The sequence below is a fragment of the Mycobacterium sp. E1386 genome, assembly GCF_001672745.1.
In the GTDB taxonomy this organism is placed as follows: Bacteria; Actinomycetota; Actinomycetes; order Mycobacteriales; family Mycobacteriaceae; genus Mycobacterium.
The window spans coordinates 1-11,813 of the sequence record NZ_LZKH01000225.1 but is presented as its reverse complement, the minus strand read 5'-3'; the positions used below and the strand labels follow the sequence as shown (position 1 = coordinate 11,813).

The 11,813-nt window shown below is 70.1% G+C and carries 12 protein-coding genes and 2 pseudogenes; 7 read left to right on the top strand and 7 right to left on the bottom strand.

The genetic code is table 11. The features are described 5' to 3' along the window. Positions 1 to 270: pseudogene (locus A5709_RS23205) on the top strand (branched chain amino acid aminotransferase); the annotation flags it as partial. Between the two features lie 138 nt (positions 271 to 408). Here A5709_RS23205 and A5709_RS23200 read toward each other — a convergent pair. The 4 genes from A5709_RS23200 to A5709_RS23185 are packed head-to-tail and all read right to left on the bottom strand — an operon-like array spanning position 409 to position 3,448. Next, positions 409 to 1,167, bottom strand: coding sequence for an adenosylcobinamide-GDP ribazoletransferase (locus tag A5709_RS23200; RefSeq protein ID WP_068008147.1), 759 nt, complete (start codon positions 1,165 to 1,167; stop codon positions 409 to 411). Continuing rightward, positions 1,164 to 2,219: a nicotinate-nucleotide--dimethylbenzimidazole phosphoribosyltransferase gene (cobT, locus tag A5709_RS23195; protein ID WP_156673145.1), complete on the bottom strand. Its 1,056-nt coding sequence runs from the start codon at positions 2,217 to 2,219 to the stop codon at positions 1,164 to 1,166. Before cobT ends, A5709_RS23200 begins: the two co-directional genes overlap by 4 nt. Further along, positions 2,216 to 2,752 carry a bifunctional adenosylcobinamide kinase/adenosylcobinamide-phosphate guanylyltransferase gene (locus A5709_RS23190; protein ID WP_068008142.1) on the bottom strand — a complete coding sequence of 179 codons (537 nt, stop codon included), beginning with the start codon at positions 2,750 to 2,752 and terminating at the stop codon, positions 2,216 to 2,218. Before A5709_RS23190 ends, cobT begins: the two co-directional genes overlap by 4 nt. 24 nt (positions 2,753 to 2,776) lie before the next feature. Next, on the bottom strand, positions 2,777 to 3,448 hold the full coding sequence (locus A5709_RS23185; protein WP_068008140.1) for a DUF3043 domain-containing protein: 672 nt from the start codon (positions 3,446 to 3,448) through the stop codon (positions 2,777 to 2,779). 191 nt (positions 3,449 to 3,639) lie between these two features. Between A5709_RS23185 and A5709_RS23180 the strand changes: the two genes are divergently transcribed. Both A5709_RS23180 and A5709_RS23175 read left to right on the top strand, forming a co-directional pair. Continuing rightward, positions 3,640 to 4,716: a glycerate kinase gene (locus tag A5709_RS23180; RefSeq protein WP_067945514.1), complete on the top strand. Its 1,077-nt coding sequence runs from the start codon at positions 3,640 to 3,642 to the stop codon at positions 4,714 to 4,716. Between the two features lie 100 nt (positions 4,717 to 4,816). Further along, positions 4,817 to 5,173, top strand: a complete 357-nt coding sequence (locus tag A5709_RS23175; RefSeq protein WP_066951784.1) for an iron-sulfur cluster assembly accessory protein — start codon at positions 4,817 to 4,819, stop codon at positions 5,171 to 5,173. Positions 5,174 to 5,189: 16 nt separating this feature from the next. On the opposite strand, the gene A5709_RS23170 is transcribed toward A5709_RS23175, so the two are convergent. After that, positions 5,190 to 5,849 carry a hypothetical protein gene (locus A5709_RS23170; protein WP_067945504.1) on the bottom strand — a complete coding sequence of 220 codons (660 nt, stop codon included), beginning with the start codon at positions 5,847 to 5,849 and terminating at the stop codon, positions 5,190 to 5,192. A gap of 185 nt (positions 5,850 to 6,034) precedes the next feature. On the opposite strand from A5709_RS23170, the gene A5709_RS23165 reads away from it, so the two are divergent. After that, positions 6,035 to 7,009: a carbohydrate kinase family protein gene (locus A5709_RS23165; RefSeq protein ID WP_068008137.1), complete on the top strand. Its 975-nt coding sequence runs from the start codon at positions 6,035 to 6,037 to the stop codon at positions 7,007 to 7,009. 31 nt (positions 7,010 to 7,040) lie between these two features. Here the strand turns inward: A5709_RS23165 and asnB are convergent, their stop codons facing one another. Next, the gene (gene asnB, locus A5709_RS23160) at positions 7,041 to 8,993 is read right to left on the bottom strand and encodes an asparagine synthase (glutamine-hydrolyzing) (protein WP_068008134.1); all 1,953 of its coding nucleotides are present in this window, start codon (positions 8,991 to 8,993) and stop codon (positions 7,041 to 7,043) included. Between the two features lie 156 nt (positions 8,994 to 9,149). Between asnB and A5709_RS23155 the strand changes: the two genes are divergently transcribed. From A5709_RS23155 to A5709_RS23145, 3 genes and pseudogenes are all read left to right on the top strand, one after another. After that, positions 9,150 to 10,226 carry a cytochrome c oxidase subunit II gene (locus tag A5709_RS23155; protein WP_067945498.1) on the top strand — a complete coding sequence of 359 codons (1,077 nt, stop codon included), beginning with the start codon at positions 9,150 to 9,152 and terminating at the stop codon, positions 10,224 to 10,226. Between the two features lie 13 nt (positions 10,227 to 10,239). Continuing rightward, positions 10,240 to 10,659: a cytochrome c oxidase subunit 4 gene (locus A5709_RS23150; protein WP_068008130.1), complete on the top strand. Its 420-nt coding sequence runs from the start codon at positions 10,240 to 10,242 to the stop codon at positions 10,657 to 10,659. 181 nt (positions 10,660 to 10,840) lie between these two features. Next, a pseudogene (locus tag A5709_RS23145) lies at positions 10,841 to 11,287 on the top strand (hypothetical protein); the annotation flags it as partial. On the opposite strand, the gene A5709_RS27775 reads toward A5709_RS23145, so the two are convergent. After that, a partial coding sequence (locus A5709_RS27775; RefSeq protein WP_231987048.1) for an MmpS family transport accessory protein occupies positions 11,251 to 11,813 on the bottom strand: 563 nt, incomplete at its 5' end. The pseudogene A5709_RS23145 and the gene A5709_RS27775 sit on opposite strands and share 37 nt — an antisense overlap.

Sequence of the window (11,813 nt, the reverse complement as noted above, 5' to 3'; positions counted from 1 at the left end):
GCGATTGACGCCGGGTTCTCCGTCGAGGAACGCAAGATCGACATCGACGAATGGCAGAAGAAGGCCGCCGCCGGCGAGATCACCGAGGTGTTCGCCTGCGGCACCGCCGCCGTCATCACGCCGGTCTCGCACGTCAAGTACGGCGACACCGACTTCACCGTCGCCGACGGCCGGCCCGGCGAAGTGACGATGGCGCTGCGCGACACGCTGACCGGGATCCAGCGCGGCACCTTCGCCGACACCCACGGCTGGATGGCGCGGCTCGGCTAGCTTCGCCGTCGACCGCCCGGCTGCCGCGGGCGCTCGCGGTGGCGCGGCCTTGGTGAGATCCGCCCGTCGAACGGAAGCTGGTTTCACGCTCGCGCGCCGGGCTAACCGCGCCGGGCTAACCGCGCCGGGCGCTCGCGGCTAGAACCGCACCAGTGCGGCGAGCGCGACGGCGCTCGCCGTCGTGGTCAGCTCGATCGCCGCACCCAGCACGTCACCGGTGATGCCGCCGAATCGCCGCACGCAGTGCCGCACCAGCACCGCGCCGCAGCCCAACGCCGCCAGCACCGCGGCCGGCCCCTGCCAGGGCCGGGGTCCCGCCGCCAGCGCAACGACGAGCAGCGCCGCGACCCAGGCCGCCGCCACGATCACCGGCTGGCTACCGGCGACCCGTCCGCCCAGCGCGCTGCCCGCGGCCGCCGGCACCGACCGCCGACTTGCCAGCACCGCGGCGACCCGGCCCGCCAAGACCGATACGGCGATGCCGATGAGCCCCGGCCAGCCCGCCGCCCCAAGCGCCGCGTAGGCCAGCCCCTGCAGCGCGATCACCAAGACGACGGCCGCCGCGCCGAACGGTCCGGTCGACCCGTCGCGCATCACCGCCAGCGCGCGCTCCGGCGGGCCGTAACAGCCCAGCCCGTCGGCCGTGTCGGCGACCCCGTCGAGGTGCAGGCCGCGGGTGGCCAACAGCAGCACCGCCACCGCGAGCAGGCCGGACAGCGCGCTGGACGCACCGAAGGCCCAGCACCCGGCCCACGTCACCGCCGCGGCCAGCGCACCGAGGACGGCCCCGACCACCGGCAGCGCCGTCATGGCGCCGCGGCCCAGCGGCGCGTGCCGTGAACCCGGGACGGGAAGCACCGTGCCGAAAGCGAAAGCCGTTGCCAGCGAACGCATCACAGCGGGGGAGACGCTTGGTCGGACACACCGGCCTGCGTGAACGTGGCCATCGACGACAGGGTGGCCACCGCGGCGCGCAGCAGCGGCAGCGCCAATGTGGCGCCGCTTCCTTCGCCCAGCCGCATCCGCAGATCCAGAATCGGCTCGAGGCCCAGCTCGGTGAGCGCCAGGGCATGACCGGGTTCGGTGGACCGATGACCGGCCTGCCACCAGAGCCGGGCGCCCGGAGCCAGCCGCTCGGCGACCAACGCGGCGGCGGTCACCGCCATCCCGTCTAGCAGCAGCGGAGTGCGCCGCACCGCGGCCTGCGCGCAGAAGCCCGCCAGCGCGGCCAAGTCCGCGCCCCCGCCGCAGCGCAGCAGCGCCACCGCGTCGGGCAGCACCCGCCGCGCCCGGAACAGGGCATCGCGCACCGCGGCCGTCTTGCGAGCCCAGCCGGCGTCGTCGATCCCGGTGCCGAAGCCCACCACCGCAACCGGTTCGGCGTTCGTCAGCGCCGCCACCAACACCGCGGCCGGGGTGGTGTTTCCGATCCCCATGTCCCCGGCGATGAGCAGGTCGGCGCCGGCGTCGACCTCCTCGTCGGCGATGGCCCGGCCCGCGGCGATCGCGGCGGCGGTCTCGTCGTCGGTCAGCGCGTCCTCGACGGCGATGTCGCCGCTGCCGCGCCGCACCTTGTGGGCGCCGATCCGCTCGGTCAGCGCGTCGCCCGCCACCGCCAGGTCGGCGACCCGCACCGTCGCGCCGGCGATGTCGGCGAGCACATTGATCGCCGCCCCGCCGGCATCGAAGTTGGCGACCATCTGAGCGGTCACCTCCGGCGGGTAGGCCGAGACTCCCGAGCGGGCGACGCCGTGGTCACCGGCGAACACCACCACCCGGGCACGCTCGAATTGCTTTGGCGGGCAATGTCCTTGGCATGACGCGACCCACACCGAAAGGTCCTCCAGGCGGCCAAGCGCGCCCCTCGGCTTGGTGAGCGTGTCCTGGCGGGCGCGGGCGGCCGCGGCGACGCCCGCATCGGGCGGCGATACCGGGGCGAATTCCATCAGGTCCCCGGCGGCTTGATCGGCACCGCTTGCCCGGCCACTACCAGCACCACCCGGTCGCACAGCTGCGCGACGCGCTGGTTGAGGCTGCCCAGCTCGTCGGCGAATCGGCGCCCGGACGCGGTGGCCGGGACGACGGCCAACCCCACCTCCGGGCTGACGAGCACCAGCGTGGAGCCGAATCCGCTGACCGCGGCGAGCATCTCATCAACCGGGGCCGCCACCGATCCGCCGTCCCATCCGTCGTGGCGATCCAGCGTGCCGGTCAGCCAGCCGCCCAGATCGTCGACCAGCGTCGGGGTGTCCGGCGAGCTCCGCAAATGCGTTGCGACGTCGCCGGATTCGACCGTCGACCAATGCGCCGGCCGGCGGCTGCGGTGCTCGGCGATCCGGTGCGCCCAGGCCGCGTCGCCCGCACCGGCGGGGCCGGGGGCCAGGTAACAGACCGGCTGGCCGGCCGGCAGCGCCTCGGCGATGGCGCCCTCCGCCCACCGGGATTTGCCCGACCGGATCCCGCCGAGCACCAGAGTGCGCACCGTGCTCAGGCGGCTTTCCCGCGTCTAACCGACATCGCTGCCGCGCTCGACCTGGGGCCGCGGTGTGCGCATCCGTCGCATCTGCGAGGCCCGGCCGGCGGCGTACAGTCCCAGCTTCCAACGGCTCTCGGTGTTGTTGGGGAACTTGGCGTCCACCAGCCTGCTCACCTTGCGACCCAACAGGACCCCGTCGATGCCCATCACCGCCATCAGCACCAGCATCGCCGGGGAGACCCAGAGCTGCAGCTGCGGCGTGGTGAACATGGCGAACATCAGAAACAGCGTCGCCGGCATGAACAAGCCGAGCAGGTTGCGCCGGGCATCCACCACGTCGCGTGCGTAGCGCCGGATCGGGCCCTGGTCACGCGGCAACAGGTATGCCTCGTCGCCGGCCATCATGCGTTGCCGGCGATCCGTCATCCGGGCGCGGCTGGCGGCCCGGTCGGCCTTGCGCTCCTCGCGGCTGAGCTTGGGGCCGGCCAGCGTCTTGCGCCGGGCCCGCGCCTCCGACGCGGTCATCGGCGCGGGCGCCACCGGCCCCTTGCGCCGCGCCTGACTGCGCTTGGGCGTGGGCCGGCCCTTGGGGCTCGTCCCACGCGACCCGCGCGCGGTTGTCTCGGGGGCGTCGGCATCCACTGTGCCCGCGCCCTCGTCGAGGTCCTCGTCCTGGCCCTTCTTACGGCCCATCAACTTCACAGAGGCCAGGTTACTTCGCGAACGGCCCGTCCCGGAATTGGCTTGGAATGCCTTGCTATTAGACCTGCGTCAGCCCCTCACTTGGCCCTACTCTTACCAGTGATGAACGGCTGCCTGTGATGGACGACGGGTCCATGGCCTCGGACGATGCTGCCTCCGGCCTCGCTCCGGGCCGGCTGCAGCTGCCCGCCATGCTCGTCCTGGTGGCTCCGGATTGCTATGGCGACAGCATGACGGCCGTGGAGGCGGCCGCGGCGATCGCGACCGGGTGGACCCGAAGCCGTCCGGGCGACCGGTTTGTGGTCGCGCCGCAGTCCGACGGCGGCCCCGGCTTCGTCGAGGTGCTCGCCAGCCGGCTGGGGAAGGCGCGGCGGCTGCGGGTATCCGGGCCGCTGTCCACCATGGTCGAGGCCAAATGGGTGTTCGACCCCACCACGACCACCGCCTACCTGGAATGCGCGCAGGCGTGCGGCCTGGCTCTGCTGGGCGGTCCGCCCACCCCGGAGACGGCGATGGCGGCCCACAGCAGGGGAGTGGGGCAGCTGATCGCCGAGGCGATGCGGGCCGGGGCGACGCGGATAGTGGTCGGCCTCGGCGGCAGCGCGTGCACCGACGGCGGGCAGGGGATGATCGCCGAGCTCGGCGGCCTGGACTCCGCGCGCCGCCAGCTGGGCAACGTGGAGCTCATCGCCGCCTCCGACACCGAATACCCGCTGCTCGGGCCGTGGGGAGCGGCCAGGGTGTTCGGACCGCAGAAGGGCGCGGACACGGTCACCGTCGCGGCCCTCGAAGTCCGCCTCCAGGCGTGGGCGCTGATCCTGGAAGCCGTCGCCGGGCGCGACGTCAGCGCGGAACCGGGTGCGGCCGCGGCCGGCGGTATTGGTGCCGGGCTGCTGGCGCTCGGCGGCCGGTGCGAGTCGGGCGCGGCGATCATCGCCCATCACACCCGCCTGGCCGACGATCTGGACATGGCGGAGCTCATCGTCACCGGTGAAGGCCGTTTCGACGAGCAATCGCTGCACGGCAAGGTGGTGGGCTACCTGGCGGACGCCGCCCGGCCGCGGGGAGTGCCGGTGATCGTGCTGGCCGGCCAGGTCGACCTGGACAACGCCACGGTCCGCTCGGCGGGCATCATGTCCGCCCTGTCCATCGCCGAGCACGCCGGATCGGCGCGGCTGGCGCAGGCCGACGCGGCCAACCAGCTGATGGGTTTGGCTTCCGTGGTGGCGGCGCGACTCGGGAATAGCGGTCCTGCAAGGTACCGTTGATCCTGTGGGCTTTTTCCGGGCGGATCTGGCCGCGTAAAGCGAGACCAGCGGGCTCGAACCTGAACGGACCCACCCAACGATGAGGCATGTAGGAGAAGCAATGACGGTGCAAAACGAGTCGACCGCCAAGACGCACGGCGTGATCCTGACCGAGGCCGCCGCCACCAAGGCAAAGTCCCTGCTCGACCAGGAGGGCCGGGACGACCTGGCGCTGCGGATCGCGGTCCAGCCGGGTGGGTGCGCCGGCCTGCGCTACAACCTTTTCTTTGACGACCGGACGCTGGACGGCGACCTGACCGCCGACTTCGGCGGGGTGACGTTGACGGTGGACCGGATGAGCGCGCCCTACGTCGAAGGCGCGTCCATCGATTTCGTCGACACCATCGAGAAGCAGGGCTTCACGATCGACAACCCCAACGCCACCGGCTCGTGCGCCTGCGGCGACTCGTTCAACTGACCGGGTAGCCGCGGGCTCAGTACGAGCCACCGGTGCGGAGCACGTACGAGCAGACCATGATCTGGCCCCGCTGGAACAGCAGCTGGGCGATGCCCTGTAAGTCACCGCGCAACGGGCCCCCGCCCGCGGGAGACGCCTTCATGGTGAACAGCGCCTGGGCCTGGTACTGCGACAGGTAGACGATCTTGTCGATCGAGGTGACCTCGACCTCGGAGAATTGCTTGCGGAACGCGTCGCTGCTCAACTTGGCCAGCGCCTGGTCGGACCGTTTGTCGCGGACGCCGTCGTACATGCCACACAGCGCGTTGCGTTCGATCTCCGCAAGGTCGCGGTGGTCGAGCGCGTCCAGGTACCCCTGGATGGCCGTCTTCGCGGCGCCCTCCGAGAACGTGGCCCCGGTGTTGGCCCCGTTGGTGCGCACGCCGTAGACGATCGCCACCGTCAGGGCGGCCGCCAGCGCGACGGCCAACAGCACTCCGACGACCAGCCGCCGCTTGGATCGTGGCTGCGGCGGGTAGGGCATCGGCGGGCGCGGCTGCCCGGCATAATTGGCCGGAGTCGGGTCGCCGGCTCCCGGGTGGTCGGGAAATTCGAGCGGCTGAGATTCGGCCCGGGGCTCAGGTCCGCTGGGTCCGCTGCCGCCGACGGTGTGGTTCGGCGAGTGCGGACCTGCCATCCTGGTTCTCCTACGGTGGTAGACGGGAGTACGTGCGGGATACCCCGACCGGGCATCGTGACCCGGTGACTTGAGCGAGTTCCCTAGGGAGGCTAGCGCACCGCTTCATGCCGACCGTGGACACAGCGACGGTCCGGAGGCGTGCGTAAGCTAGATAACCTTGCTAACGAAGGGCGGAGACATTCGTGACGATCGCGGTGACAGGTTCGATTGCGACCGACAATTTGATGCGGTTCCCCGGCAAGTTTTCCGAGCACCTGCTGGCTGAGCACTTGCAGAAGGTATCGCTCAGCTTTCTGGTCGACGACCTGGTGATCCACCGCGGCGGCGTCGCGGGCAACATCGCCTTCGCGATCGGCGTGCTCGGCGGCGACGTCGCGCTGGTGGGCGCGGCCGGCGACGACTTCGACGACTACCGGCAGTGGCTGCAGTCGCACGGTGTCAACTGCGACAACGTGTTGATCTCGCGGACGGCGCACACCGCGCGATTCACCTGCACCACCGATGACGACATGGCCCAGATCGCGTCGTTCTACCCCGGCGCCATGTCGGAGGCCCGCAACATCAAGCTGGCCGACGTGGTGTCGTCCATCGGCGAGCCGGACCTGGTGATCATCGGGGCCAACGACCCCGACGCGATGGTGGTGCACACCGAGGAGTGCCGCAAGCTGGGCCTGCCCTTCGCCGCCGATCCGTCCCAGCAGCTGCCCCGCCTGTCCGGCGAGGAGATCGACAAGCTCGTCGACGGCGCCGCCTACTTGTTCACCAACGACTACGAGTGGGAGCTGCTGCTCAACAAGACCGGCTGGTCGGAGTCCGAGGTGCAGGGCAAGGTCGGCCTGCGGGTGACCACCCTGGGCCCCAAGGGCGTGGACATCGTCGAGTCCGACGGCACGACGACCCACGTAGGGGTGGTGCCCGAGACCAGCCAGACCGACCCCACCGGCGTCGGCGACGCGTTCCGGGCCGGTTTCCTCACCGGGCGCAGCGCCGGCCTGAACCTCGAGCGCTCCGCGCAGCTGGGCTCCTTGGTAGCCGTGCTGGTGCTGGAATCGACGGGGACCCAGAACTGGGACTGGGACCGCGAGACCGCGGTCAGCCGGTTGGCCGGCGCCTACGGCGACGACGCGGCCAACGAGATCGCCGCGGTGCTCGCTTAACCGCGTCGAGAGTGAGCCGACGGCGGGACCGTTACAGCTGCACGGGGTAATGCGGTTCGCTGATCTGCGGCACCACGCTGTGCTCGACGAAGATCGCGTGCCAGAGCATGAAGATCAGCAGCGTCCACAGCCGGCGGCTGTGATCGCCCGCGCCGTTGCGGTGCTCGTCGAGCATCCGCCGTACGGCGGCCAGGTCGACGAAGCGATCGGCTTGCGAGGACGCCACCAACCCGTAGGCCCAGTCCAGCAGGTCGCCCGCGCGCAACCAATGCCGGATCGGCACCGGGAACCCGAGCTTGGGCCGGTGCAGCACGTGCGCGGGCACGATCGGCTCCAGCGCCCGCCGCAGCGCGTACTTGGTGGTGGTGCGGGTGATCTTCGCCTCGACGGGCAGTCGCGAGGCGACGGCGAACACCTCGGGATCCAGGAACGGCACCCGCAGCTCGAGCGAGTTGGCCATCGTCATCTTGTCCGCCTTGACCAGGATGTCGCCGCGCAGCCAGGTGAACAGGTCGACGTGCTGCATGCGGGCCACCGGGTCCCAACCCGCCGACTGGGCGTACACCGAGGCGGTGACGTCGGTGTGGGTCCATTCCTCCCGGAAACCCGGCAGCACTTCGCGCAGCTGCGCGTCGGAGAAGCTGCGGGCGTTGCCGTAATAACGCTCCTCGAGCGTCAGCGACCCGCGGTGCAGCAGGCTCTTGCCCCGCATGCCCTCCGGCAGGGGCTTGGACACCTTGCCCATCGACCGCCGCAGCGGTCGCGGCAGGTAGTCGAAGGGCTTGAGCGACAACGGCTCCCGGTAGATCGTGTAGCCGCCGAACAGCTCGTCGGCGCCCTCCCCGGACAGCACCACCTTGACGCGCTTGCGGGCCTCCCGCGCGACGAAGAACAGCGGCACCAGCGCGGGGTCGGCCACCGGTTCGTCCAGGTACCACACGATTTCGGGCAGGGCGGCGACGAACTCGTCCGGGTGGACCACCTTGGCGATGTGGCGGGCGCCGATCGCCTCGGCCGAGGCGACCGCGACGTCGATCTCGGAGAACCCCTCCCGCTCGAAACCGGTGGTGAAGGTGATCAGGTTGGGGTTGTGCCGGATGGCCAGCGCCGCGATGGCGGTGGAGTCGATACCCCCGGACAGAAACGCCCCGACGGTGACGTCGGCGCGCATGTGCTTGGCCACCGAGTCCTCGAGCACCGCGGTGATCTCGTCGTAGCGGGCCTGCTCGGTGTCGCGGGTGATGGGTGTGGCCGCGAATCGGGGCACGAAATAGCGGGTGACCTCCGGCCGCCGCCCGGGGCGGATCCGCGCGTAGCAGCCCGATTCGAGCCGGCGCACCCCGCGATGCAGCGTCTCGGGCTCGGGCACGTACTGCAGCACGGTGTAGTGCTGCACGGCACGGTCATCGATCCCGGTGTCGAATCCGCCCAGCTCCGCTAGGTCTAGCAGGCATTTCTTCTCGCTGGCCACCGCCGTGCCCCCGGCCCCGGTCGCCATGAAGAGCGGTTTGATGCCGAAAGGGTCTCGGGCGCAAAACAATTCACCGGTGGCGGTGTCCCACAGGGCGAAGGCGAACATGCCGCGCAGCCGGGTGAGCACGTCGGCGCCCCAATAGTGGTAGCCGGCGACGATGGCCTCGCCGTCGCCGTCGGTGGCGAACACCGCGCCGTGTGCGGTGGCCAGCTCGTCGCGCAGCTCGAGGTAGTTGTAGATCTCCCCGTTGAACACCAGCACGTAGCGGTCGGGCGCCTCGGGCGGCCCCCACCGCAGCGGCTGGTGCGAATGCGCGATGTCGATGATCGACAGCCGGTTGAAGCCGAACACGACCGATCCGTCGGCACCCGGGTCGGTCCACGTGCCGGGTTCGTCGGGGCCGCGGTGGCGCATCAGATGCGACGCGCGCGCGACGGCCGCGTCGGCCCGGGCGGCAGCGTCGTCACTGGCACTGTCCGGGGCAGCGACGAACGCCAGCAGACCACACACGGCGCCCCAGTATGCCGCACTTCGGCCGCGGCCGTGGCCGCCGCACCCGGCACGTCGCGATCGGCCGATCGGCCCAGCGGGCCGGGGTTTCGTCGCTCGGGTCGGCGGCGTGGTCTACGCTGCGTAGTATTCGATATCCGAGCAGGAGGCGCCAACGTGACACCTCGCGAGCAGGTCCGTTCGCAACGTATGTCGCAGGGCAGGTTTCGGCAGGGTCTGTCCCGTCGACTGCGGCCGCTGGCGCTGGCCGCGACGCTCGGCGTGTTGGCGCTCACCCTGAGCGGATGCAGCTGGTCGGACGTGCTGGGCCTGGGCTGGCCAAAGGGCATCACCCCGCAGGCCCAGCTGAACCGCGAGCTGTGGATCGGAGCGACGATCGCCTCGCTGGTCGTCGGCGTCATCGTGTGGGGTTTGATCTTCTGGGCGTCGGCCTTCCACCGGAAGAAGGCCACCGACACCGATCTGCCGCGCCAGTTCGGCTACAACATGCCGCTGGAGCTGGTGCTCACCGTGACGCCGTTCCTGATCATCTCGGTGCTGTTCTACTTCACCGTGGTGGTGCAGGAGAAGATGCTGCACGTCGACAAGGACCCCGAGGTGGTGGTCGACGTCACCGCCTTCCAGTGGAACTGGAAGTTCGGCTACCAGCGCGTTGACTTCAAGGACGGCACGCTGACCTACGACGGTGCCGACCAGGCGCGCAAAAACGCCATGGTCTCCAAGCCCGAGGGCAAGGACGCCCACGGCGAGGAGCGCGTCGGGCCGGTCCGCGGGCTCAACACCTCCGACCGCACCTACCTGAACTTCGACAAGGTGGAAGTTCTGGGCACCAGCGACGAAATCCCGGTGCTGGTACTGCCCACCGGCAAGCGCATCCAGTTCCGGTTGGCGTCCGCGGACGTCATCCACACGTTCTGGGTGCCCGAGTTCCTGTTCAAGCGCGACGTGATCCCCAACGCCGAGGCGAACAACTCGGTGAACGTCTTCCAGGTCGACGACATCAGCAAGCCCGGGGCGTTCGTGGGCCACTGCGCCGAGTTCTGTGGCACGTATCACTCGATGATGAACTTCGAGGTTCGGGTGGTGCCGCCCAACGACTTCAAGGCTTACCTGCAGCAGCGGATCGACGGCAAGAGCAACGCCCAGGCGTTGCAGGCGATCGGTCAGGCGCCGCTCGCGGTGACCACTCACCCGTTCGACACCAAGCGCGGTCAGTTGGCCGGAAGCCAGTAGGTTAGGACACCAAATGCATATCGAAGCCAGGCTTTTCGAATTCATCGCCGGGTTTTTCATTTTGGTTGCGGTGCTTTATGGCGTGCTGACCGCGCTTTTCGCCACCGGCGGTGAGGAGTGGGCCGGGACGACCGCGCTGGCGCTGACGGGCGGGCTGGCGTTGATCGTGGCCACCTTCTTCCGGTTCGTGGCGCGTCGCATCGATACCCGCCCCGAGGACTACGAGGGCGCCGAGATCAGCGACGGAGCAGGTGAATTGGGCTTTTTCAGCCCGCACAGCTGGTGGCCGATCCTGATCGCGCTGTCTGCCTCGGTGAGCGCGGTGGGTATCGCGCTGTGGCTGCCGTGGCTGATTGCCGCAGGGGTGATGTTCGTCCTCGCGTCGGTTGGGGGATTGGTCTTCGAGTACTACGTGGGGCCCGAGAAGCACTGATCCGCAGCCGTTAAGGTCACAATCCGATCACGTGATCTGTGGCCGGTTCGCCAAGACTTCTTTGCCCCTCTCGGTTCGGTAGTGTTTTGCCCAGGCAAATGACAATTTCTCAAGCGCGCGCGCAACGACATGGCCCCGAGGCCCCGCGCGCTGGTGAGGCAGTCGGACAGGGCAGGCAAAGATGAGCGGGCCGAAACCACCGGAATGGGATCCCGAGGATCCCGATTCCGTGAACGAGGCTCCCCACCAACCGGATTCCGATATCGAGGCCGCGGACGTTCCCGAACCCGGGGGCGAACCCGGTGGCGTCGAAGAGATCGAACCCTTCGACGACGGCGCCGAGCCGGCGGCCGACCAGACCGGCCAGACCGACGCCTATTCGCGGGCCTATTCGGCCCCGGAGTCCGAGCATTTCATGAGCGGCCCGTACCTGCCGGCCGACCTCAGGCTCTACGACTACGACACCTTCGACGAGTCCGCCGACGACGAGGAAGAACACGGCGCTCCGCGCTGGCCATGGGTGGTCGGGGTCGCCGCCATCGTGGCCGCCATCGCGCTCGTGGTGTCGGTGTCGCTGCTGTTCGCGCGCACCTACACCACCAAGCTGGCCAACCCCAACACCACCACCGTCCCGTCGCTTGTCGTGATCGAGCAGTTCAGCCGGCTCACGCGGAAGAGGCTGGACGCCTCGACGGAGCCGACGTCGGACTGCGAGATGGGCGTGACGGTCATCGACCATGGGATGTACACGTTGTGCTGGGTGCGCCGCCGGCCGGACGCATCGACGTAGGTCACCGAGATGATGTCGCCGGGCGCCTTGGTGCCGGTCACCGAATAGGTCACCTGTCGCGGCCCGGCCGGTGTCGTCGGTGGCGGGGGTGGCGCCGCGGCCGTCGAGGTGGCCGGCGGCGGCGCCGGAGGTGGCGCCGGCGGTGGCGGCGGCGGTGCAGGCGTGACCGTCACGGTCTGTGTCTCCGTCGGTGGCGGGGGCGGTGGTTCGGTCGCGGGGGGGGGCGGGGGGGGGGGGGGGGGCGGCGGTTTGGTGGTCGTTATCTCGTCTTGCATCGGTGGCGTCGACGGGACGGTGGTGGTGTTGGGGTTGGCCAGCTTGGTGGTGTCGGTGCGCGCGCGCACCGACACCACGAGCGCGATGG